This window comes from Mycobacterium sp. 3-98, from assembly GCF_035918355.1.
Taxonomy (GTDB): domain Bacteria; phylum Actinomycetota; class Actinomycetes; order Mycobacteriales; family Mycobacteriaceae; genus Mycobacterium; species Mycobacterium intracellulare.
Genome location: NZ_CP142360.1, coordinates 594,643 through 617,692, shown reverse-complemented (window position 1 = coordinate 617,692; position 23,050 = coordinate 594,643). Strand labels below are relative to the sequence as shown.

Genomic DNA, 23,050 nt, shown 5'->3' with positions numbered 1-23,050 from the left:
ACTCGGGTGTTTTCAGGTCAGCGGCGCGAGGCCGGCGGAGGTGAGCAGGTAGGCGTCGTGGTCCGGGCCGGCGGTGGCGATCTCGAGCACCGACTTGCCCACCTGTTCGGCGGTGAGCGCGGGCCCGGCGGCCTGTAAGAAGGTGTCGACGTCGACGCCTTGGCGCTCGGCGTAGGCGGCGACGGCGGCCGCGCCCAGGCCGGTGGCCGGGGTCAACCGCGGCAGCACGGCGGTGAAGCCGATCCCGAGCCCGGCGCGTTGCGATTCGAGGGCGGCATAGCCGGCGAGGAACCGTACGGTCGCCTTGGCGCCCGCGTAGCCACCGGACAGCGGTGATCCGGCCAGGGCGGCACCGCTGGACATCACGATCACCGAGCTGCCCGGCGCCAGCGGGCGCCGCAGCGCGTCACGAACCCAGTGAAACGCCTGCGCGACGTCGGAGTTCCAGTTGTCGCTGAACGACTCCCAGGTCTGATCCTGCAGCGGCGCCATCCGCGGCGCCGCCCCGGCGCACAGCACCAGGGTGCGCGGCCGGTGCCGGTCGATGAGCCGGCCGGGAGTCGCCGGATCGGCGGCGTCGGCCACCACCGGGGTGAAGGTGTCGCCTAGTTGGGCGCGCACCTCCTCGAGCTGCGATCGGGTGCGCGCGACGCCGACGACCTCGGCGCCGGCGGTCGCCAACGCGGTGGCGATCGCGCGGCCGAAGCCGCGGCCGGCCCCGGTCACGATCGCGGTGCTGCCGGCGAACCCGTCGGCGCCGGGGTTTGGGGTCTGGTTCATGTCGTGCTCGCTTCCTCGCGTGGACTGCGGCCGTGCCGCGACTTCACTAATTGAGATACGGCGGGGCGGCCGAATTCATCGCTGCCGGCCGATGAATTTCGGCGGCCGGATGTCTCTACAGGAGTAGGTTCACCACGCGGCCGAGAGGAGAGGGCATTGCCGGCGCAGGAGGAGTTCGTCGAGCGGGCGGCGCCGTTTCGTGCCGAGCTGATCGCGCATTGCTACCGCATGCTGGGCTCGGTGCACGACGCCGAAGACCTCGTGCAGGAGACGTATCTGCGGGGCTGGCGGGGCTATCAGGCCTTCGAGGAACGCGCGGCGTTGAAGACCTGGCTGTACCGGATCGCGACGACGGCCTGTCTGCGCGCGCTGGAAAACCGCGCCCGCCGCGTGCTGCCGGCCGGGCTGGGCGAGGGCTCGATGGACCCGGACGCCGACCTCGGTGCGGCGGGCGCGCACGCGTGGCTCGAACCCATCCCGGACGACATGATGTTCAAGAGCCCCGAGGAGGACTTCACCGCGAAGCAGAGCGTGCGGCTGGCCGTGATGACCGCCCTGCAGGAGCTTCCGGCGCGCCAGCGCGCGGTGCTGATCCTGCGCGACGTCGTGCAGTTCAGCGCCGCCGAGGTCGCCGAGCTTCTGGAGACCACGCCGGCCGCGGTCAACAGTTCGCTACAGCGCGCCCGGGCCCACCTCGCCGAGCTGTCCCCCAGCGAGGAACAGATGGCCGAGCCGGGCGACGCCCGGCGGCGCGAACTGCTCGACCGGTATTGCGCGGCATTCGAAAACGCGGACATGGCGGTGCTGACCGCGCTGCTGCAGGCGGACGTCAAACTCGAAATGCCGCCCCTCCCAGTGTGGTTCGCCGGCCGGGACACGGTGCTGAAGTTCCTTGCCGAGCGTGCCGTGGCGCAGCCCGGCGATATCGCGATGGTTCCGACCGCCGCGAACGCGCAACCCGCCGTCGCCGAGTACCGCCGCGCCGCCGATCACGTGTTGCGGGCCCATTCGATCCACGTCTTGACCCCCGGTCGCGACGGGATCGCCGGCATCACCGTCTTTCTCGACCCCGACTTGTTCAGCGCGTTTGGTTTGTCTTCAACCCGGTAATGTTTGTCCCAGGGACGTGATCGCAGCCCTTGCCATCTTGGGAAGCCCGACCTGCATCGACCCGCATCGTCATCGATGTCGTCGGACGGTTTACCTTCCCGCCCCACGTGTGGACAGGTCCTTCACACGCCAGGATCATTAGGCGCGGGAGACGTAGTTGAAGGGTGACGAGTGAAGATTCCCGGCGTTTCCGACGTCGTCGCCGGTGTGGCCGGCGGAGCCGCGCAGGTGGTGCGGGCAGGCGTGTCGACTGCGGCGGGGGCCGCCGGCGCGCTGCAGACGTTGGCCGGCCCGGTCGCCGAGCTCGCGGGCCCCGTCCTGCAATCGGTGGTTCAAACCACGGGCCGGGCAATCGGTGCGGACACGTCCACCGACAACGCCGCCGCCCCGATCACGCCGCCGGTGCGCTGGCACAGCGGGCAACGCGTGCACCTGGACCTGGACCCGTTGCTGCCGTTCCCCCGCTGGGGCGAGTACGCGCCCGCCGTCGAGGAGCCGGTGCGCCGAATCCCGGGCGTGGCCGAGGCGCACGTCGAGGGTGCGTTGGGCCGGTTGGTGGTTGAACTGTCCGACGGCACGGACCACGACGCCGTCTTGGACGAGGTGCGCTCGACCGTCGCATCCATCGCCGCCGACATCACCTGGTCGAAGTCGGAGGCGGCGACGCCGTCCGCGCCCTTCGCCGACCCGGGCAACCCCCTGGCGATTCTGGTGCCTCTCACCGCGGCGGCACTGGATCTGATCGCGATGGGCGCCGCGGTGACCGGATTGGTGACCCGGCTGCCCGCGGCGCCGCAGACCACCCGGGCCGCGGCCGCGCTCATCAACCATCAACCGCGCATGGTCTCGATCCTCGAGGAGCGGCTGGGCCGGGTGGGCACCGACATCGCACTGGCCGCCACGACGGCCGCCGCCCACGGCCTGACGCAGTCGTTCGGCACGCCGATGCTCGACCTGACCCAGCGCACCCTGCAGGTCTCCGAGGCGGCGGCGCACCGCCGGGTGTGGCGGGACCGGGAACCCCACCTGGCCTCGCCGCAACGGCCACAGGCCCCGGTGGTCCCGGTCATCTCGTCCGCCAAGTCGGAGGTGCCCCGGCACAGCTGGGCGGCCGCGGCGGCCGGCGAGGCTTCGCACGTCGTGGTCGGGGGAACCATTGACGCGGCGATGGACAAGGCGAAGGGCTCGATGGCCGGGCCGGTGGAGAGCTACGTCGATTCCGCGGCGAACGGCTCGCTGATCGCCGCGGTCAGCGCGCTGGTGGCCGGCGGCGGCACCGACGACGCGGCCGCGGCCATCGAAGCCGGGGTGCCGCGGGCCGCGCACATGGGCCGGCAGGCGTTCGCGGCGATTTTGGGCCGCGGGCTCGCCAATTCCGGGCAGCTGGTTCTCGACCCGGGCGCGCTGCGCCGCCTGGATCGGGTGAAGGTGGTCGTCATCGACGGCGCCGCCCTGCGCGGCGACCATCGCGCGGTCCTGCGGGTCCGCGGCGACGCGCCCGGCTGGGACGACGACCGGGTCTACGAGGTCGCCGACGCCCTGCTGCACGGCGAACAGGCGCCCGAGCCCGACCCGGACGAGTTGCCGGCGACCGGCGCACGACTGAAATGGGTTCGCAATCAAGGGCCTTCGGCCACGCCCGCGCAGGGCCTGGAAAGCGCCGACCTGATCGTCGACGGCGAATGCGTCGGCAGCGTCGACGTGGGCTGGGAGGTCGACCCGTACGCGATCCCGCTGTTCCAGACCGCGCACCGCACCGGCGCGCGGGTGGTGCTCCGCCACGTCGCGGGGACCGAAGACCTGACCGCCAGCGTCGGCGCGACGCACCCGCCCGGCACCCCGCTGTTGAACGTGGTCCGCGAGCTGCGGGCCGATCGCGGACCGGTGCTGCTGATCACCGCGCTGCACCGCGACTTCGCGTCGACCGACACCCTGGCCGCGCTCGCGATCGCCGATGTCGGTGTGGCGCTTGATGATCCGCGCGCCGCCACGGCGTGGACCGCGGACATCATCACCGGTACCGACCTGGCCGACGCGGTGCGGATCCTCTCGGCGATCCCGGTGGCCCGATCGGCCAGCGAGTCGGCGGTGCACCTGGCCCAGGGCGGCACCACGTTGGCCGGGCTGCTGCTGGTCACCGGTGAGCAGGAGAAGACCACCAACCCGGTGAGCTTTCGGCGCTGGCTCAACCCGGTCAACGCCGCGGCGGCCACGGCCCTGGTGGCCGGAACGTTCTCGGCCACCCGGGTGCTGCGGCTGCCCGACCCGACCCCCCAGCCGCTGACCGCCTGGCACGCGCTGGATCCCGAGATCGTCTATTCGCGGCTCGCCGGCGGCGCGCGGCCGCTGGCCGTCGAGACCGAACCCTCGTGGCGGCGCCGTCTCGACGACCTGTCCTACAGCCCGGGCCTGGCGCCCCTGCGCAAGCCGCTGCACAACATGGCCCGGCTGGCGTCGGCGACCCGGACCGAGCTCGCCGATCCGCTGACCCCGATCCTGGCCGTCGGGGCGGCCGCGTCGGCGATCGTCGGCAGCAACATCGACGCGCTGCTGGTCGCGGGAGTCATGACCGTCAACGCGATAACCGGTGGGGCGCAACGGCTGCGGGCCGAATCCGCGGCCGCCGAGCTGTTCGCCGAGCAGGACCAGATGGTGCGCCGGGTGGTCGTCCCCGCGGTCGCGACGACGCGCCGCCGGCTCGAGGCCGCCAAGCACGCCACCCGCACGGCGACGGTGTCCGCGAAGTCGCTGCGGCCCGGCGACGTCATCGATCTGGCCGCCCCCGAGGTGGTGCCGGCCGACGCCCGCCTGTTGGTGGCCGAGGACCTCGAGGTCGACGAGTCCCTGCTCACCGGCGAGTCGCTGCCGGTGGACAAGCAGGTGGACCCCGTCGCCGTCAACGACCCCGACCGGGCCAGCATGCTCTTCGAGGGGAGCACCATCGTGGCCGGCCATGCCCGGGCGATCGTGGTGGCCACCGGCGTCGGGACCGCCGCGCACCGCGCGATTTCGGCGGTCGCCGACGTCGAGACGGCAGCCGGAATCCAGGCGCGGCTGCGGGAACTCACCAGCAAGGTGCTGCCGCTGACGCTGGCCGGAGGTGCGACGGTGTCGGCGTTGGCGCTGCTGCGCCGCGCCCCGCTGCGCCAGGCGGTGGCCGACGGCGTCGCGATCGCGGTGGCCGCCGTGCCGGAGGGGCTGCCCCTGGTGGCCACCCTGTCCCAGCTCTCTGCCGCCCAGCGGCTGACGGCCCGCGGCGCGCTGGTCCGCGCGCCGCGCACCATCGAAGCGCTGGGCCGCGTCGACACCATCTGTTTCGACAAGACCGGCACGCTCACCGAGAACCGGCTACGCGTGGTGTGCGCCGTGCCGGTCGGGGTCGACCCGCACGACCCGCTGCCCCAACTGACCGATCCGCAATCGGCGGGGCTGCTGCGGGCCGCCGCGCGGGCGTCCGCCCAGCCGCAGGACGGCCAGGGCCATGCCCACGCCACCGACGAGGCTATCCTCACCGCCGCGAATTCGCTGAACGGCCATGGCGATTCGGACTGGACGATGATCGCCGAGGTGCCCTTCGAGTCCAGTCGCGGCTTCGCCGCCGCGATCGGCGCGCTGGGTAGCTCCAACGGGCATCCCGCCGACGCGCCGGTGCTGATCCTCAAGGGCGCGCCCGAGGTCATCCTGCCGCGCTGCCGGTTCGCCGACCCGCAGGCCGACCAGGAACGGGCCGAGGGCGTCGTCCGCGGTCTCGCCGAACAGGGCCTGCGGGTGCTCGCGGTGGCGCAGCGCGGTTGGAAGCACGAGACCGACGACGACGACACCGACGCCGACGCCGTGGACGCCGCGGCCGAGGACCTCGAGCTGCTCGGCTACGTGGGCTTGGCGGACACCGCCCGGGCGTCGGCGCGCCCGTTGATCGAGGCGCTCACCGACGCCGACCGCGACGTCGTGCTGATCACCGGCGACCACCCCATCACCGCGCGGGCGATCGCCCGGCAGCTGGGCCTGCCCGCGGACGCGCGGGTGATCACCGGCGCCGAACTCGCCGGGCTCGACGAGGACGCGTGCTCCAAGATGGTCGCCGACGTGCAGGTCTTCGCCCGCGTCAGCCCGGAGCAGAAGGTGCAGATCGTGGCCGCGCTGCAGCGCTGCGGGCGGGTGACCGCGATGGTCGGCGACGGCGCCAACGACGCCGCGGCGATCCGGATGGCCGACGTGGGGATCGGGGTGAGCGGGCGGGGTTCGTCGGCCGCCCGCGGCGCCGCGGACATCGTCTTGACCGACGAGGATCTGGGCGTGCTGATGGACGCCCTGGTCGAGGGCCGCAGCATGTGGGCGGGCGTCCGGGACGCCGTGACGATTCTGGTCGGCGGCAACGTCGGTGAAGTGCTGTTCACCATCATCGGCACCGCCTTCGGCGCCGGCCGTGCACCGGTGGGCACCCGCCAGCTGCTGCTGGTCAACCTGCTCACCGACATGTTCCCCGCGCTCGCGGTGGCGGTCACGTCGCAATACGTCGAACCCGACGAAGCCGAGTACGCGTCGCCCGAGGAGGCCGAGGAGGCGCGCCGGCAGCACCGGCGCGCGGTGCTGACCGGGCCCACGCCTTCCCTCGACGCGCCGCTGATGCGCCAGATCGTCACCCGCGGCGCGGTGACCGCGGCCGGGGCGACGGCGGCCTGGGCCATCGGGCGCTGGACGCCGGGCACCGAACGCCGCACGGCGACAATGGGTTTGACCGCCCTGGTGACGACGCAGCTGGCGCAGACGCTGCTGACCCGCCGGCACAGCCCGCTGGTGATCGCGACCGCGCTGGGCAGCGCCGGTGTGCTGGTCGGCATCGTGCAGACCCCGGTGCTCAGCCAGTTCTTCGGCTGCACGCCCCTGGGTCCGGTCGCCTGGTCGGGGGTGCTGGGTTCCACCGCGGGCGCCACCGTGATCTCGGCGCTGGCGCCCAACTGGCTGGCCAAGCAGGTCGCCGCGTTGGAGCCCGCCGAGGAGTGATCGCGCGGTCCGGCGACGGCGAGCGCCGTGGAGCGGCGCGAGTAAGGAGCCGGACGATCCTGTTCAGCCGGACAGCTCCCTGCGCAGCACCTTGCCGGTCGGGTTGCGCGGGATGCGGTCTACGACGTTGATGTCGCGGGGTTGTTCGAAGCGCGAGACGCGGCTCTTCAAGTACTCCCGGAGCTCCGGCACGTCGATGTCGCTGCCGGGCCGCGCCACCACGAACGCCACCAACCGTTGGCCGAACCGCTCGTCGGGGACGCCGATCACCACGTTGTCGGCGACGGCGGGGTGGCGGGCGAGCGCGTTTTCGACCGCGCGCGGATAGACGTTCTCGCCGCCCGAGATGATCATGTCGTCTTCGCGGCCGACGATGAACAGGCGGCCGGCGTTGTCGAGGTAGCCCATGTCGCCGGTGCTCGTCATGCCGTCGACGACGGCCTTGGCTTCCCCGGCGCCTTCGGTGTAGCCCTTGCCGGCCAGGTCGCCGCCGACGAAGATGCGTCCGGTCACCCGCGGCCCCACCGGTCGGTCGCTCTTGTTGAGGATCCGCACCGGGCAGCCCGCCACCGGCCGCCCGACGGTTTCGGGGGCCTCGCGCAGGTCCGCGGGCGTCGCCAGGGATCCGATGCCGACCTCGGTGGAGCCGTAGCCGTTGTAGAGGATCTCCCCGTAGGTGTCCATGAATCGCTGCCCCAGCGTGGGATCCAGGCGGTCGCCGCTGGACATCACCACGCGCAGGTGCGGCACCGGGTTGCGCGCCCGCACCCGCTCGGGCAGCTCGAGGATGCGCGCGAGGACGACGGGCACCGCGGTGAAGGCGTCGGCGCGGTGCAGCGACGCCTGGGCGAGCGCGGCCTCGGCGTCGAACTGGCGATGCGTGAGCACGGTGCCGCCGAGGGCGATCGTCAGCATCAGCATGCCGAGCGCCAGGCCGTGAAACATCGGCATTGCCACCGAGATTCGCGAACCGGTACGCAACCGGGTGCGGTCGAGGATGGTCACCCAGACCCCCACGGCGGAGCGCAGCTGCGGTGCGCGCGGCACCCCTTTGGGTTTGCCGGTGGTGCCCGACGTCAGCAGCACGATACGTCCGGGCGCGGCCACCCGCGGCCGCCGGGCGCCCTCCTCGGCGGTGACCGTGGCCGGGTCGACCGTGACGACCGATTCGTCGGCGGCCCTTATCCGCTCGGCGAATTCGTTGTCGGCGACCATCGTTGAGATGCGGTGGGCTTGCACGGCGGCCGCCAGCGCGTCGCTGCGGAACTCCGTACTGACCGGGACGACGTCGGCGCCCAGGAGCGCGGCGGCGAAGACACCGGCGACGAAGCCGCGCCCGTTGCGGCACATGACCCCGACCACCCGGCCGGGCGCGACCCCGTCCGCGGCCAACCGCCGCGCCAGGGACTCGGTTTCGCGTTGCAGCTCGCGGTAGCTCAGGGCGCCGTCGTCGTCGACGATCGCCGTGCGGTCGGGCCACCGGGCCGCCGTGACCGCCAGCAGCGTGTAGGGGTTCGTGCCGCCCCGGCGCGCCTCGCGAAGCAGCCGCACGCCCGCCGTGGGCGACGGCGGGGTGAGCAGGCCGGAGTGCACCAGGGCGCGGGCGGCGGTGGTGGCGACGCGGTCAGTGGTCACGGTCGCCCCCGTCGGAATCGGTGAGGAATCGGCGGTGCCACAGCCGGGCGGCGTGGTCGGCCGGCCCGGCCAACAGCACCGAGGCAAACTCGGCCGGCAGCACCCAGGGCGGCTCCAGGGTGCGGGGCCGCTCGATGACCGCTTTCGCGATGACGTCGGCGGCGTCATCCGGTGACAAGCCGGGGAACCGGCCGAGCAGGGGCGTGGGCGCGATCATGCGGGTGCGGACCAGCGCGAAGTAGATGGTCGTGACGTCGACGCCGTCGGCGTGCAGTTCCGGAGCCACGCTGCGCAGCCAGCGGTCGAACGCCCCCTTCGATGCCTGATAGGCGCCCCACTGCGGGCCCGGCGCCACCCGCACGCCGACGCTGGACACGTTCACGATGTGCCCGCTGCCGTTGTCGCGCATCGCGGGCACGAGTCCCAGCAGCAGCCGGACGGGCCCCAGGTAGTTGATGTCGATGGTGCGCTGGAAGTCGTGCGGGCGGTCGTACTGGTGGTGCAGCGAGCGGCGCAGCGACTTGCCGGCGTTGCTCACCACGATGTCGAGCGGGCCGTGCTCCTCGGTGATCTGCTTGGCCAGGCCGCTCACCGCGGATTCGTCGGTGAGGTCGGTCGGGTAGGCGACCGCGTGCCCGCCGCCGGCGTGGATCGACGCCGTCAGGTCCCCGAGCCTTCCCTCGGACCGGGCGACCGCCAGCACGGTCGCGCCGGCGGCCGCGAGCCTGCGCGCGGTCGCCTCGCCGATGCCGTAGGAGGCGCCGGTCACCAACGCGGTCTTGCCGGAGGTGGCGGCGCGCAGCTTGTCGGGATCCGACACCCGCGCCGGATTGGCCACGTGGTCGCCCGCCGCGGTGAGGACCGCGTTGAGGGCCTGGGCTACTGCGTTCAACATCGCTGCCGCATTCATTCGAGCCGCTGGCCGGGACGTGGCTGCTGCTCAACCGTGTCCCGACCCGTAACTACAAGTAGCAGACCACATTGCGGCCCGGGTCCGCGCTTCGGCCCGGCCGAGACGACCCGGTGGCACTCGCAATGAGGGGCGGGACGCAAGGTGCCGGGGCGCTCACGCCGGATGAGCGCCGCGCACAACCGATCTCGCTCCGACCGCAGCAGCGGCGGTTCTTTTATGAGAACACGGTAATTTCGGCGTTTCCATTGTTTAGGCCGCGTGTCGAATGGGCACAATGGCGGCATGTTTGCGCGTCACATGGTTCGTTCTTTTGGTCCAGCAGTAGTTATCGCCGCATCGGGCATGGCCGCCTCGGCCGTCTCCGGTTCCCTCATCCCCACCGCCGCCGCCCAATGTCCCGACGTGCAAGTGGTCTTCGCCCGCGGCACCGGCGAAGAACCCGGCGTCGGCCCCACCGGCCAAGCCTTCGTCGACGCCCTGCACCAACGCGTCGGCGACCGCTCCTTCGACGTCTACCCCGTCAACTACCCCGCCACCGACCAATGGGACACCGGCATCGACGGCATCCGCGACGCCGGCGCCCACGTCGTCTCCATGGCCCATGACTGCCCCAACACCAAAATGGTCCTCGGCGGCTACTCCCAAGGCGCCGCCGTCATGGGCTTTGTCACCTCCGCCGCCGTCCCCGAAGGCATCGACCCCGCCACCGTCCCCAAACCCCTGTCCCCCGACGTCGCCAACCACGTCTCCTCAGTCGTGCTCTTCGGCATGCCCAACGTGCGCGCCATGAACTTCCTCGGCGAACCCCCCGTCGTCATCGGACCCGCCTACCAAGACAAAACCCTCAAAGTCTGCGCCACCGAAGACCCCGTCTGCTCCGACGGCATGAACTTCGCCGCCCACAACACCTACGCCGACGACGGCTCCATCATCGACAAAGGCGTCGCCTTCGCCTCCAGCCACCTCGGCATGGGTAGCCCCGGCGCGATGTCGGTCGCGTCGCCGCACGGCGGTTTCGGAGAGTGAGCGGCTAACCCGCTGGCGGGGTTTTATCGCCCTGTGTCACACGGGGTCTCGGCCCGCGCCCCGCGGGCGTACAGGGGGCGGCGCTAGCTGCCGAACATGGCGGTGATCGTTTCGTTGAACCGCGGATAGATGTCGTCGTAGGTGCCGTCACGCTCGGCGTAGCGGAACATCTTGACGCGCTCCACCACGATCTCGTTGGCCTGTGGCTGCGTCTGCAGCAGCGTCATCGTCTCGGTGATGTACTCGTCGAGCGGCATCGCCCTGGGATCGAATCCCCGCTCGCCCTGCAGGGCGGTGCGCACGTGCGGCGGGATGATCTCGATCACCTGGACCGAGGTGTCGCGCAGCTGGAAGCGCAGCGATTCGGTGTAGGAGTGCAGCGCCGCCTTGGAGGCGCAGTAGGTGGGGGTAAGCGCGCTGGGCATGAACGCCAGGCCCGACGTGACGTTGAGGATGGTGGCGTGCGACTTGCGCAGCAGCGCCGGCAGCAACGACGCGGTCAGCCGCATGGGGCCCAGCAGATTGATGGCGACGGACTGCTCGGCCAGGCCGACATTGCCGCTGGTGAGGTCCTCGACCCGCTGGATGCCGGCGTTGTTGATCAGCACATTGAGGTCCGGGTAGTGGTCGGTCACCTCGGTGGCGAACCGCCGGATGTCGGCGGCGTCACCCTGATCGAGCGACAGGGTTTGGATGCCCGGGTTGGCCTCTGCGACGGCCCGTAGCTGGTCGCTGCGTCGGGCGGCGATGATCACCTGGTTGCCCAGCCGGTGAAAAGATTCGGCCAGACCGCGGCCGATTCCGCTACCACCGCCGGTGACCAGAACCGTATTGCCCGTCATTTGCATCGCGGTTCTCCTTCGGATTCGCTCGACCGGCACACCCGACCGACGCAGCGGAATGCCCCGTTGGGAAGCCGGCTAACCACGATGCCCTATCCACCCGCGCGATGTCACGGCCGGCACCCTCGGAGGGCGGGCCGCCGGAGGCGGGATTATGCCGCGGCGGTCCGGTTGTGCAACTTCCGCGGGTCGACGCCGGCGCGGGCCCAAGCCCGGGCCGCCCAAGGGGTGTAGAGCGCCTTGACGGGGAGTCGGTTGATCAGCGGGTTGAGCGCCCGGACGACCGCGGCGAAGCGCTGGAATCGCTTCTCCTTCTTGGCATCCCAGTGCAGCTGGCACACCTCGCGCATCTGCGACGGCAGCGTTCCGACGACGACCAGCCGGGTATAGGCGTTCAGCGGAGCCGACACCACGTTCCAGATCGGCTTGGGCATCCAGCGCGGGCCCGGGATGCCCTTGCGGATGTAGCCGGTGCCGTACAGCACGGTCTTGTGCGGGACGAACCGGTCCAGCATCTCGTCCCAATAGGCCACGAAGTCGTCGTAGGTCTGCGGCTGGCCGCGGTCGCTGACGCCGTAGAGGCTGTACCAGACCTTGCCCTCGTTGAAGATCTGCTCCTTCTCGGCGTGTGACAGCCGCCGGATGAAGGTGTCGGTGTTGTAGATGACCTGGTCGACGAAGCTGGCGTGGGCCCAGTAGAACAGCTCCGGGTTCAACGCGTGATACCGCGAGCCGTCGCTGATCGTGCCCTTGATGGTCTTGTGGAAGTCCCGCACCTTTCGCCCCCACTCGTGGGGGTCCTCGGAGTAGACCGTGTTCATCAGCGGAGGCGCGGTCCGCTTGGCCCGGCCCAGCGTGTCGCTGAAGATCACCGAGTGGTCCAGCACGCCCTGCGCGAGCTGCTCGATGCAGTTCTCGACCCCGGCGGTGCGCTGGAATCCGAACAGCTGGGTTCGGTTGTCTCCGTAGAACTTCCAGATCAACGAATCGGGCCCCAGGCGCGGTGACGTATCGTCGGTGGCCGACCAGTCGGGGCCGTCGGTGGGCATGGGCACGGCCTCGCGCACGCCGCTGTCGAAACGCGATCCCGCGCTCGGGGCGGCGAGTTCGTCGTTCTGGGCGGTCATGCCCACCTCCTCATGCACGCGCTGAGCCGGCCACGCGTTGTGAACCAGTGACACAAAGTCGTATCTTTGTTTCAGAGCCTAGCAGCCGTCCCGCGGCCTCGCACATCGCCGGTGGGCCGCGCCGCTTTCCTCGCGCCGAAAAGCGCCGATGAACCGTGCCGGGGAGTTGATACGATGCCGCCAATCATGCAGTCCGAACCGGGCTCGGCCTCTCACTCCGCTTCCGCCGAGGCGCTGACCGATCTCGATCGCACCATCCTGGACACCGCGCGCGGCGTGTTCGAGACCTACGGCGTGCGTCGGGCCAATATCGACGACGTCGCCACCCGGGCCGGGGTCAGCCGCAGCACCATCTATCGCCGTTTTCCGACCAAGGAGAAGCTGTTCGGGCAGGTAGTGCGGCGCGAGGCCGAGCTGTTCTTCAGCACGCTCGATCAGGCCACGGCGGGGTGTGATCCGCGGGAGGCCGTGGTCGAGGCGTTCGCGCTCGGGGTGCGCCTGGTGCAGGACTCGCCGCTGTATTCGCGGATCGCCGAAAGCGAGCCGGAGCTGTTCGGGATGTTCTCCCGGTCGCACGTGTTCCCGATCCGCCAGTTCGCCGACGGGATCGCCCATACCCTGCGGCGGTGCGGCGCCGAGATGTCCGGGACCGACCTGGACAACGTCGCCGACATCCTGCTGCGCGTCGCGCTCGGCATCATCGTCTTTCCCACCGACCGGCTCGACACCTCGGACCCGGCGGCGGTGCGCGAGTACGCCGCCCGCTATCTGGTTCCGATCATCGGCCCCTGAAGGCCGTTGCGGTGTCGGTGCCCTGAACTACGCTCGATCCGTGGCTGGGAGTTCTGCGGCTCCACGGACCCGGTATGCCAGTTGCGGCGAGATCGACATCGCCTATCAGGTCTTCGGCGATGGCCCGATCGACCTGCTCGTGCTGCCGGGCCCGTTCATCCCCATCGACTGCGTCGACAGCGAGCCGTCGATGTACCGCTTTCATCGGCGCCTGGCGTCCTTCTGCCGGGTGATCCGCTGCGACCAACGCGGGATCGGGCTGTCCTCCCGGGTCCCGTCGCTGGACATGATCGGCGCGGAATCCTGGGCCAACGACGCGATCGCGGTCATGAACGCGGTCGGATGCGAGCGCGCGACGATCTTGGCTCCGAGCTTCACGTCGCTGGCCGGGGTGGTTCTCGCCGCCGATTTCCCCGAGCGGGTGAACAGCCTGGTGATCGTGAACGGCCAGGCGCGCACGCTGCGCGCCCCCGACTACCCGTTCGGCTCCGATCTCGCCGAGGCCGACCCCTACACCACCGTCGCCATCGAGCCGGACGCCGTCGAGCGGGGCTTCGACATCCTCGGCATCATCGCCCCCAGCGTCGCGCACGACGACGCGTTCCGGTCGTGGTGGGACATGGCCGGCAACCGGGCGGCGTCGCCCAGCATGGCGCGCGCGTTCATCGGCAAGATCCGCGAGGGCGACGTGCGCGACCGGCTGGACCGGGTCGGCGTGCCGACGCTGATCCTGCACCGGGACAACCCGCGGTTCAGCCCCGTCGGGCACGCGCGCTACCTCGCCGAGCGCATCCCCGGGTCGCGCCTGGTCGAGCTCCCCGGCGAAGACGTCCTGTACTGGGTGGGCGACACCGGGCCGATGCTGGACGAGATCGAGGAGTTCATCACCGGGATCCGCGGCGCCTCTGACGCCGAGCGGCTGCTCACGACCATCGTGTTCACCGACATCGTCGGGTCGACCGAGCGCGCCGCCGAGCTCGGCGATTACCGCTGGCGCGACCTGCTGGACAACCACGACAGGATCGTGCGGCACGAACTGCAGCGCTTCGGCGGCCGCGAGGTCAACACCGCCGGGGACGGATTCGTCGCGACGTTCAGCAGCCCGAGCGCCGCGCTCGCCTGCGCCGACGCTCTCGTGGACGCGGTGCAAGTGCTGGGCATCGAGGTGCGGGTCGGCATCCACGCCGGCGAAGTCGAGGTGCGCGGCGCCGGCAAGGACGATATCGCCGGCATGGCCGTGCACATCGGCGCGCGGGTGGCGGCCCTCGCCGGGCCGAGCGAGGTCTTGGTGTCCTCGACGCTGCGCGACATCGTCACCGGATCGCGGCACCGCTTGGGCGACCGGGGCGAGTCCGCCCTCAAGGGCGTGCCGGGCTACTGGCGCCTCTACGCCCTCGTCCGCGAGCACGCCGCCGTCCGCCGGTAACCCCGCGCGCGGCGTAGGCTGCCCAACGGGGGAATCTTCGCCAGCCCACTGTGCGATTTGGCGTCCAGCTCGGGGCTGCCGCCCGAAGGAGTTACGCATGACCGACGTGGACATCACGCTGCCTCCCGCGCTGCGGCGGGCGCTGGACCTGCTCATCGATCCGCCGGCCGATCCCGACGTCAGTCACGGCTATCTCGACCTGCTCGGCTCCGGTTCGGCCGGCGACGACGGCGTGGGGAAGAACACCGGCCCGATCCAGGCCGCGTGGGCGTCACGAGTCGGGTCGATGCTCTACGACAACGCCCAGGCCTTCGCTCGCCAGTGGATCAGCGCCTGGCAGCTGCCGCTCGAGTGGTTGCAAATCCCGCCCGGCGGTATCGCGCTGGACGTCGGCTCGGGACCGGGCAACGTCACCGCGTCGCTGGCGCGGGCCGCCGGACCGGAGGGGCTGGCCCTCGGCGTCGACATCTCCGAGCCGATGCTCGCCCGCGCCGTCCGCAATGAGGCGGGGCCCCAGGTCGGCTTCATCAAGGCCGATGCGCAGCGACTTCCGCTGCGCGACAACACCTTCGACGCGGCGGTGTCGACCGCCGTGCTGCAACTGGTTCCGGACCCGAAGGCCGCGCTCGCCGAGATCGCGCGGGTGCTGCGGCCCGGGGGCAGGGTGGCGATCATGGTCCCGACGGCCGGGCGGCTGGCCCGCTATTGGCAGCTGCTGCCCAACGTCGGGGCGCACGCGTTCGACGACGACGAGATCGGCGACACCTTGGAAGACAACGGATTTAGCAGCGTTCGGGTCAAGAACGTCGGCACCTTCCAGTGGGTGCGCGCCAAGCTGGGCTGACTTTTCGGGGCGGCTTGTTATTCGGCGCTCTGCGCCAGCGCGGCGAGCCGATCCATCGACTCGCGCAGCATGTCCGTCGTCGTCGCGCGGGCGCGCTCGAGGCGGGTGGCGTCGGTCAGCTCCGTCCAGTCGTACGTGTGGGTCACCGTGGTCAGCTCGGCGTTGACCGGGCTGAGCTCCCAGCGCCACAGGTGACCGGGCGGCTGCTTGCCGGGTTCGGCTGGGCGCCAAGCGATTTTGCTGCCCTCGACGAACTCGGTGACATGGTTCTCCCGCACCGCGCCGTTGGTCAGCGTGGTCTTGAACACGTCACCCACTGCGCGCACGCGCTGACCGGGCGCCGATGACGCCAGATTGCCGTTGCCGTCCCAGCTCGGCTGGCGCGACGGGTCGGCGATCAGTTCGAAGATCCGCGCGACGTTGGCCGACATGACCCGGGTGGCGGTCACGATGCGTTCGGTATCGGACATACCGCTATCCAAACACGGAGCGCCGCCCGCCGCGCCGGGCCACGTCGAGCCGGGCGGTTCACGGCATCCGGGGCAGCGCCTCGACCGGTCCGGCCAGCGCCGCCTTCACGTAGCGGGTGTCGTCGTCGGCCAGCACCTCCTTGTCGTCCGCCTCGATGCCGTCGACGATCGCGCGTGCCACCTGGCGCGGGTCGTTCTTGGGCGCGTCGAAGCCGGAGGTCATGTCGGTGTCGGTGAAGCTGAGATGCGCGGCAATGACCAGGGTGCCCTGCTTCTCCAGTTCGGCACGCAGGGAATTCGTCATCGACCACAGGGCGGCCTTGGAGTCGCCGTACCCACCGGATCCGGGCATCCAGGACAGGATCGAGGCGATGTCGACGAGGGCACCACCGCCGTTGTCGGCCAGGACGGGTGCGAATGCCTTGGCGACGCGCAGCGCGCCGAAGTAGTTCGTCTCGAAGACCGCTCGCACCTGTTCGATGTCGCTGTCGAGCAGGGTCCGGGCGCCGAGAACGCCGGCATTGTTGATGACGATGTCCGCGTCGGCCGCCGTCGTCGCCAGCGCGGCCACCGAGTCCGGCCGGGTGACGTCCAATTCGACGGCGATCACGCGGGGGTCCTCACTGGGCTTCGGCACCCGCGCCGTCGCGTAGATCTTCGCCGCGCCCCTGTCCAACAACTCGGCCACGATGGCCTTGCCGAGACCGCGCTGCCCGCCGGTGACCACCACGGTCGCTCCGTTGACGTTGACCATGATCCTGCTCCTTTGACTGAGGCAAAATTGCTTTGCTTACGTCAAGCTAGTTGTCGCCAGCGACGCAGTCAAGTAGTATTTGCCTATGTCTTCATCGTGGATTGCGTCACAGCGATACGGCTGCGCCGCGGCGCCTGGAGGCCTGGGCTTGGTCCAGGACTTCCTCAACACGAGGGGCGTCGACGGGTACGGACCGGACCTGCTGGCCGACCCGGGCCAGGCGCGCGAGTGGGCGGACGCCGCGGTGCGGGCCTGGTCGTCCGCGCGCGGCGTGGACGTGTCGCCACCGGAGCTGGGTGAGGCGGATTTAGGCAGGCTTCGCGCGGTGCGGTCCACCATCGAGCGGATGGTGGACGGCGAACCGCCGAGGTCTCGGGGCGCCCACGGTGTCGTCGCGTCCTTCGGGCTGTCCGATGCCGGTGAGGTGCGGCTTGATCCCAGCGGCAGCGGGTGGCGCTGGTTGGCCTCGGCGTTGTGGGGCGAAATCCTGCTGAGCCAGCACGCCGACACCTGGCGGCGGATCAAGCGCTGCCACAACCACCGGTGCGGGTCGACGTTCTACGACCGCTCGAAGAACAACAGCGGGGTCTGGCACGACGTCAAGACGTGCGGCAACGCCGTCAACCTGCGGGCGTCCCGGGCGCGCCGGCGCGAACGCGAAAAGGCAACGCGCTCAGCGGTTTCGCCACAGTAGTCGGTAACGGTAATAGAGGCCCCGCCGGATGGCGGCCCCGGGTAAGACGTCGGCGGCGACACGCCGGATCTCGTCGAGGCCCTCCCGGGGATCGGCAACGGGCACCCCGATGTCGCGGGTCTCCCGATGCAGTAACCCGCCGACGCGCGCCCCCGGCACGCACAGGCCGGCCCACACCCAGTCGGCGATGCTCTTGTTGGCGGACAGCCCGACGACGGCCAGTTGCCCGGCGGGCCGCAGCATTTGACGCGCTTTGTGCAGGGCATCGCGCAGCGGCAGGTGATGCAGACTGGCCACAAAGGTGATCAGGTCGTAGCGCCGCTCGGCCTCATCGAGGTCCTCGAACCGCCCATGTTCCACCGACGCGTTGCCGATGGACTGCAATCGCTGCGCCGCGCGCCACACCGAGATCGGGTCGGCATCGAGGCCGACAACGCTGCGGGACACCGGGGCCAACCGCTGGGCCAGCAGCCCTTCGCCGCACCCGACGTCCAGGACATCGCCGTGCCGCCGCGCGGCGAGGCCGACCAGCCACGGGTGATAGGCGGAATTGTGGTTCCAGTAGTCGTCGTGCTTCGCGTATTCAGGCACCGTTGACCAGTCTGACCGACGGGCGTCAGCAGCGTTCGACGCCCCTGGGCATGATGCGCGGGGCGGTGGCCCCCGGGCGCCGCTTGCTGCCGAGGACCGCGTACAGCGCGTCGCAGGCGCGCGCCTTCAGGGGCGCGACCACGTCGAGGTTGGCGGAGCCCTGGCTCACCCAGGGCGGAAGAGTGGTCACAGTTGATCCTTTGTTTTTCGGCCGTGCGCCGATTCATTCAATTGCACCACAGCCGTTTTGCGGGGACGCCGCGCCGAGGTAAACGTCACGAAAAGCCAGGCTGTGGGATAGCGCACATTCCCGGTGTATCGAAAGGCGCGCAACAGCAGGATTTATGGAAAGGCCCTGAACCGGCGCAGGTACCCGAACAATCGGCCTACCGGCACGGCCTTCGGCCAGTCGTCGGACCGGAAATAGGCATCGGTGCCGCCGTCGACGAATATGACTGTGCCGCACAGGAAGTCGGCTGCGTCCGACAACATGAAGCACATCCACTCGGCCATCTGCCCCGGGTCGCCGAAACCACCGACCGGGACCGGAAACGATTCGACGGCCTTGGCCTGCCGTGGGTCCGACAACTGTTCGGCCAGAAGCGGAGTCATGATCGCACCCGGCGCCAGGGCGTTGAGGCGCACGCCGGACCCGGCCCACTCGGGCAGCACCGCATGCCGCCGCATCCAACGGCTGACAGCGATTTTCGAGGCCGCGTACATCATGGTCGGCGCGGCCGGTCCGAACAGCCGCACCGAGCGCAACGCCTTGTCGGCGTCGTGTGCGAGCAGGGACCTCACGGCCCGGCGGGGCACCGCGGGCACGGTCGTCGTCGAATTACTGGTGACGACAACGGCTTTGGCGCGCCCGGAGGCCGCCAGCGCCGCCCGCCAGGCGGTCAGTAAGTCGACGACCCCGAAATAGTTGACCTGGGCGATCTGGCGAAGGCGATCCGGCCCGGGACTGGGCCCGAGTCCGGCCGCAAGCACGGCGCCGTCGAGCCTGCCGCCCGATGCCGCCAGGACGCGCTCGACGGCCTCGCTACGCCCGTGTGGCGTCGACAGATCGGCCACGACGTCGGCGTCCTTGATGTCGACTCCGATGACGGTGTGCCCGCCGTCCCGGAGGCGCTGGGCGGTCTCGCGCCCCATCCCGGACGCCGATCCGGTGATCGCGTAGGTCCCCATCGAGGTCCTCCTTCCCCAGGCAGTATGCCCGGCCCGCCGGACGCTTCCGAGGGGCGCCGCCCGCTGGGTGGACACCTGAGTTAAGTTGCGAAGATGCATGACCAAACGCCCTGCATCGACTTCGGCGAGCTCGAGTCGGTCTACGCGCCGCTGGCCGAATCGCTTCGCCGGCTCATCGATATCAGCATCCGCACCGAGGCCGGCGCCGCGGCGGTGGCGGCGGCCACGTCCAAGATCGACAGTGCGGCAGCTGAATTGAGCGGGGCGTTGAAGCCCGGGCCGTTCGGCGTGCACCGCAATCCCGATGGCCAGACCATCGCGTGGGGCAACGCGGTGGTGGGCCTGCGCAACCCGATCGCACCGCCGCTGGTCATCCATCACGAACCCGACGGACTGGTGTGGTCGGAGTTCGTGCTGGGCGCCGCCTACGAGGGCCCGCCGGACACCGTGCACGGCGGCATGTGCGCGCTGGTGCTCGATCATGTGCTGGGCGCGACCGCGCACCAGCCCGACAAGCCCGCGTTCACCGGCACGCTCACGCTGCGGTACCGGCGCCCCACGGCGCTGGGACGGCCACTACGGGCCCAGGCTCATGTCGAGCGTGTGGAGGGCGTCAAGACGTTCGCCGTCGGTCACCTGGCCGACGAGCACGGCGTCACGGTGGAGGCCGAGGGTATTTTCATTCATCCCAGACCGGCGGCGGAATAGCGGACGCGCCGCAGATTCAGGTCCTGGCCGCGGCCCGTTCGACGTCGAGCAGCTGCTCGCCGCGCCGTTCCTCGTCGTAGGCCTTGCGCCCGCCGCGCAGGCCGAACAGGCGTTTGGAGATCAGCAGATAGATCACCGCGGCGACGTTGATGGTGAACGTCACCACCCGCGTCATCGTGATGCCCTTGGCCAAATCGTGGATCTCCAGCGGTAGGAAGACCGAGGTGGCGATCACCGCGAAGTATTCGCCCCAGCGTTTCAGCAGCCACAGGCCGACGCCCTCGACGACCTCCAGCAGTGCATAGCCCGCCAGCATCAGGGTCAGCAACGCCAGGGTGGACGGCTTGGCGGCCAACGCCTTTTCCAGTTCGTGCACGATGGTCATCTGATCGACCTTGAAACCGGCGGCGCGGAAGATCGGCAGGTCCCGGTCGAGGGTGGCCTGAATGGCGCCCCGCGCTCCGCGAAACTTCCACACCGCATAGGCCGCCAGGACGATCACCACCGCGCGGAACAGGCGTTCCACCGCCAGGGCGCGAATGATGATGGCCTGGCGTAAGGCCTTGCCGCGCATGATCATCGGCGCGTCCTCGGCGTGACCGCGTCCGTGCGGCGGGCCGACGGTGAATTCACCGCACCGCAGACAGCGCCATACCTCACCCAGCCCGGTGGTGCCGCTCAGCCGCTGCGCGAGCGCGTGATCGTCGGGCGCATAGGTGACGTGTCCCGCGAGCGCGCAGGTAACCAGCTCCCACCGATTGAGGCCACGTTCTTTGGGCATGGCCGATCATCGACCGCGCGTGCCCGGACGCGCAAGGGGGCGCGCGTCAGAAGCGCGGCCCGGTGCGCGGACGCCGGGCGGTGGGGCTCACGGCGCCGAGCAGTCCGGTGAGCGTGGCGACGGGAATCTCGTCGAGCCGTGCGACCGCCGCGATGATCTCGTCACCCAGCGCCCGATCGCAAAAGGGGCCGGCGAGCCACCAGAACTTGTCCACGACACGATCCCAGGACATCGGACGGGTGGGTGATCCCTCGTAATCGTCCTGCTCGCGGCTGAATTCGCGTCCGTCGTGCGTCCTGAGGTGCACCCGCGCCGCCGTGCGCTGCGGATAGCCCGCGGTCAGATCGTCGGCCGCCGTGACGTCCACCCGCGACAAGAGGTCCTGAACGTCGGCGCGCAGAACCCGTTCGGTCTCAAGCTGTTCGGGACCGACTCCCCCGTCGAGCAGGGCGACCGCGCTCAGGTATTTGAGGTTGTAGTCGGCCTGCTCCTTGGTGCGCGGGTGGTCCTTGTTGCCGTACGCACCGCCGCCGGCGATGTCGAATGCGCCCTGAAAGACCTCGAGGCCGACCCGCGCGACGTCCTCGCCGCGCAGACTGTTCTCGGCACGCAGCGCCAGGACCGCGTCGATCACCACCTGGCCGTGGATGAGCGAACAGTACTGCTTCAGATAGGTCTGTTCGACGCAGGACAGTGCCCGGTCGGCGGTGTGGAAATCGATTCGCTGACCGAATAATTGGACCAGCCCGTGAGGGCCGTCGAACAGCGACTTGGGACCGGTGACTCCGCGCGCCGCCAGCATTGTCGTGTAGACGGCGCGCATGCCGGTGCTGGCCGGGGAGATGCCCTTCCAGTGGGAAACCGGTTCGGCATGCACGCCCGCCAGCGACACATTGTCGGCGGCGGCGGCCGCGATGGCGTTGGCGGTCTGTTCGGCACTGAGCCCGAGCAGTTTCGCGGTGCCCGCGGCCACCGACATCGCCAGTTGCAGCGCATGGTTGAGTCCGCGTGCCATCACGGGAACCTGTGCGCTGAAACGACATTGGACCTCGTAGGCGACCGCCAGTGCCAGCAGGAAGTCGGCGCCGCCGGCGCCGGTGTGCTCGGCCACTGCCAGCACGGCACCGAAGTTGTCGGCGGGATGGCACAGGCCTCCCACGGTCAGGTAGGTGTCGAGCAGATCGGGGTAGCGCACCAGCACCGCATTGAAGAACGCGGCCTGGTCCACCGATGCCCGGCCTCCGCCGACCAGTGTTGCCGTCGGGTCTCCGCTGAATTGGGCGGTGTGTTCACGGACCGTCGCGATGAGCTCCCCGTTCAACGAACCGACGGCGCACGCGACGCTGTCGAGCACGTTGCGCGTCAACAGCGCACGGGGCCGCCCGGTCAGGTCAGATGCCTGCGCGCCGACGACGAATTGGGCCAGCTCGTCCACAAGGTAGTTCTCTGCCATGACTTTTCGCCTCCGGGGCGAGGCTACCCGGCTGATGCTGGTGATCCGCTCAGTGCCGTCGTCTCGTCCGTCAGATGCGCCCCGATGTCCCGGATCTGCCGCGCGCTCAGCGGGCACAACGGGTGCACGGCCACCATCAGGGAAACGCGGCCCCGGTCGTCGAAGACCGGTGCGGCGATCGTCACCACGGGTTGCTTCCGACGCCCGGGGTTGTCGTCGGAAAGGAACCCGATGGTGGTGAATTCGACAAGCAGTTGGTCCATGATGTGCCGCACGGGTGTCGGCATCTCATTGCTGTCCAAGGTGCCGACCACCTGGACGGCCTGGGCCAGTGCGGGTGTCGTCCAGTCGATGTCGAATCCCCGTTCCCGCGTCCGTGCGAGGACCTGTTGCAGGCGCTGCGTGCGATCGGCATTGCTGCCCGCGCCGCGGCGGATCCAGGCGCGTTGTTCCTCGTCGGTGTCCCAGGCCGCCATCGCCACCCCGAAGGGTGGTGCGTAGGGGATGCGGTCGCCCGGTATGCCCGACGGCTGGGTGGCGGGTTCGCCCTCAAATGCGGTGACCACCAGGGAGTCTCCGAACTTCTCGACCACCGAACAGGCGTAGCCGACTTCACCGGACAGGCGCAGCGCGGCCGAGCGCGCCGCGTGGGCCAGCGGGCGGGCGGTGTCCGTGCGGGCGGCCACCACGGCGAGCGCCGGCCCCAGCGCGAACGTCTTTGCGATCGGATCGCGACTGGCCCAGCCGCGGTCGCACAAGGTCTTGAGGATGGCGTGCGCCGTCGCCTGCGTGAGATCGAGCTCGCGCACCACGTCGGAGAACCGCAGCCGCGCGCTTCCGGACCGCGCAAGGAGCTCGACGACATCGAGCACCCGCGCGGTCGGCGCTGACGTCGATCCGCGAATCGCTTGA

21 protein-coding genes are annotated in these 23,050 nt (G+C 70.3%); 8 read left to right on the top strand and 13 right to left on the bottom strand.

Features of this window, described 5'->3' with window-relative positions; translation table 11 throughout:
- Positions 1–12: 12 nt before the first annotated feature.
- On the bottom strand, positions 13–780 hold the full coding sequence (locus QGN30_RS03065; RefSeq protein WP_225331191.1) for an SDR family oxidoreductase: 768 nt from the start codon (positions 778–780) through the stop codon (positions 13–15).
- Positions 781–936: 156 nt separating this feature from the next.
- On the opposite strand from QGN30_RS03065, the gene QGN30_RS03060 reads away from it, so the two are divergent.
- Positions 937–1,890, top strand: coding sequence for a sigma-70 family RNA polymerase sigma factor (locus QGN30_RS03060; RefSeq protein ID WP_225346247.1), 954 nt, complete (start codon positions 937–939; stop codon positions 1,888–1,890).
- Positions 1,891–2,061: 171 nt separating this feature from the next.
- Positions 2,062–6,894, top strand: coding sequence for a cation-translocating P-type ATPase (locus QGN30_RS03055; RefSeq protein WP_225346248.1), 4,833 nt, complete (start codon positions 2,062–2,064; stop codon positions 6,892–6,894).
- Positions 6,895–6,957: 63 nt separating this feature from the next.
- Here the strand turns inward: QGN30_RS03055 and QGN30_RS03050 are convergent, their stop codons facing one another.
- Both QGN30_RS03050 and QGN30_RS03045 read right to left on the bottom strand, forming a co-directional pair.
- Entirely contained in the window at positions 6,958–8,529 is a 1,572-nt protein-coding gene (locus tag QGN30_RS03050; RefSeq protein ID WP_225346249.1) for an AMP-binding protein, read from the bottom strand.
- A complete protein-coding gene (locus QGN30_RS03045) occupies positions 8,519–9,424 on the bottom strand; it encodes an SDR family NAD(P)-dependent oxidoreductase (protein WP_014386102.1) in 906 nt (301 codons plus the stop codon). Before QGN30_RS03045 ends, QGN30_RS03050 begins: the two co-directional genes overlap by 11 nt.
- A 300-nt stretch (positions 9,425–9,724) precedes the next feature.
- Between QGN30_RS03045 and QGN30_RS03040 the strand changes: the two genes are divergently transcribed.
- Positions 9,725–10,468, top strand: coding sequence for a cutinase family protein (locus QGN30_RS03040; protein WP_038538215.1), 744 nt, complete (start codon positions 9,725–9,727; stop codon positions 10,466–10,468).
- 83 nt (positions 10,469–10,551) lie between these two features.
- On the opposite strand, the gene QGN30_RS03035 is transcribed toward QGN30_RS03040, so the two are convergent.
- Both QGN30_RS03035 and QGN30_RS03030 read right to left on the bottom strand, forming a co-directional pair.
- Entirely contained in the window at positions 10,552–11,316 is a 765-nt protein-coding gene (locus tag QGN30_RS03035) for an SDR family oxidoreductase (RefSeq protein WP_008262286.1), read from the bottom strand.
- Positions 11,317–11,462: 146 nt separating this feature from the next.
- Positions 11,463–12,437 (bottom strand): oxygenase MpaB family protein, encoded by a 975-nt coding sequence (locus tag QGN30_RS03030; protein WP_225346269.1) that lies wholly within the window; start codon positions 12,435–12,437, stop codon positions 11,463–11,465.
- Positions 12,438–12,623: 186 nt separating this feature from the next.
- Here QGN30_RS03030 and QGN30_RS03025 point away from each other — a divergent pair, with 186 nt between their 5' ends.
- The 3 genes from QGN30_RS03025 to QGN30_RS03015 all read left to right on the top strand — a co-directional run bounded on the left by QGN30_RS03025 (position 12,624) and on the right by QGN30_RS03015 (position 15,499).
- A complete protein-coding gene (locus tag QGN30_RS03025) occupies positions 12,624–13,229 on the top strand; it encodes a TetR/AcrR family transcriptional regulator (RefSeq protein WP_008262290.1) in 606 nt (201 codons plus the stop codon).
- Positions 13,230–13,269: 40 nt separating this feature from the next.
- Positions 13,270–14,655, top strand: a complete 1,386-nt coding sequence (locus tag QGN30_RS03020; RefSeq protein ID WP_248913466.1) for an adenylate/guanylate cyclase domain-containing protein — start codon at positions 13,270–13,272, stop codon at positions 14,653–14,655.
- A 97-nt stretch (positions 14,656–14,752) separates the two neighbouring features.
- On the top strand, positions 14,753–15,499 hold the full coding sequence (locus QGN30_RS03015) for a methyltransferase domain-containing protein (protein ID WP_095562983.1): 747 nt from the start codon (positions 14,753–14,755) through the stop codon (positions 15,497–15,499).
- Between the two features lie 17 nt (positions 15,500–15,516).
- On the opposite strand, the gene QGN30_RS03010 is transcribed toward QGN30_RS03015, so the two are convergent.
- Together QGN30_RS03010 and QGN30_RS03005 are read right to left on the bottom strand one after the other, a co-directional pair.
- Positions 15,517–15,969: an SRPBCC family protein gene (locus QGN30_RS03010; protein ID WP_009954461.1), complete on the bottom strand. Its 453-nt coding sequence runs from the start codon at positions 15,967–15,969 to the stop codon at positions 15,517–15,519.
- A gap of 58 nt (positions 15,970–16,027) precedes the next feature.
- Positions 16,028–16,723 (bottom strand): SDR family oxidoreductase, encoded by a 696-nt coding sequence (locus tag QGN30_RS03005; protein ID WP_095562984.1) that lies wholly within the window; start codon positions 16,721–16,723, stop codon positions 16,028–16,030.
- A gap of 148 nt (positions 16,724–16,871) precedes the next feature.
- On the opposite strand from QGN30_RS03005, the gene QGN30_RS03000 reads away from it, so the two are divergent.
- Entirely contained in the window at positions 16,872–17,417 is a 546-nt protein-coding gene (locus tag QGN30_RS03000) for a CGNR zinc finger domain-containing protein (protein ID WP_009954463.1), read from the top strand.
- Here the strand turns inward: QGN30_RS03000 and QGN30_RS02995 are convergent.
- The 3 genes from QGN30_RS02995 to QGN30_RS02985 all read right to left on the bottom strand — a co-directional run bounded on the left by QGN30_RS02995 (position 17,397) and on the right by QGN30_RS02985 (position 19,196).
- On the bottom strand, positions 17,397–18,008 hold the full coding sequence (locus tag QGN30_RS02995; RefSeq protein WP_095562985.1) for a class I SAM-dependent methyltransferase: 612 nt from the start codon (positions 18,006–18,008) through the stop codon (positions 17,397–17,399). The two genes, QGN30_RS03000 and QGN30_RS02995, sit on opposite strands and share 21 nt — an antisense overlap.
- Before the next feature lie 25 nt (positions 18,009–18,033).
- Complete coding sequence (locus QGN30_RS02990; RefSeq protein WP_009954465.1) at positions 18,034–18,198, bottom strand: hypothetical protein; 165 nt, start codon at positions 18,196–18,198, stop codon at positions 18,034–18,036.
- 152 nt (positions 18,199–18,350) lie between these two features.
- A complete protein-coding gene (locus QGN30_RS02985) occupies positions 18,351–19,196 on the bottom strand; it encodes an SDR family oxidoreductase (RefSeq protein ID WP_095562986.1) in 846 nt (281 codons plus the stop codon).
- Between the two features lie 93 nt (positions 19,197–19,289).
- Here QGN30_RS02985 and QGN30_RS02980 point away from each other — a divergent pair, with 93 nt between their 5' ends.
- The gene (locus QGN30_RS02980; protein WP_095562987.1) at positions 19,290–19,904 is read left to right on the top strand and encodes a PaaI family thioesterase; all 615 of its coding nucleotides are present in this window, start codon (positions 19,290–19,292) and stop codon (positions 19,902–19,904) included.
- Positions 19,905–19,920: 16 nt separating this feature from the next.
- Here the strand turns inward: QGN30_RS02980 and QGN30_RS02975 are convergent, their stop codons facing one another.
- The 3 genes from QGN30_RS02975 to QGN30_RS02965 are packed head-to-tail and all read right to left on the bottom strand — an operon-like array spanning position 19,921 to position 23,010.
- The gene (locus QGN30_RS02975; RefSeq protein ID WP_038538224.1) at positions 19,921–20,685 is read right to left on the bottom strand and encodes a DUF2127 domain-containing protein; all 765 of its coding nucleotides are present in this window, start codon (positions 20,683–20,685) and stop codon (positions 19,921–19,923) included.
- 46 nt (positions 20,686–20,731) lie between these two features.
- A complete protein-coding gene (locus QGN30_RS02970; RefSeq protein ID WP_095562988.1) occupies positions 20,732–22,120 on the bottom strand; it encodes an MmgE/PrpD family protein in 1,389 nt (462 codons plus the stop codon).
- A gap of 41 nt (positions 22,121–22,161) precedes the next feature.
- Positions 22,162–23,010, bottom strand: coding sequence for a helix-turn-helix domain-containing protein (locus tag QGN30_RS02965; protein ID WP_014383514.1), 849 nt, complete (start codon positions 23,008–23,010; stop codon positions 22,162–22,164).
- Between the last annotated feature and the right edge of the window lie 40 nt (positions 23,011–23,050).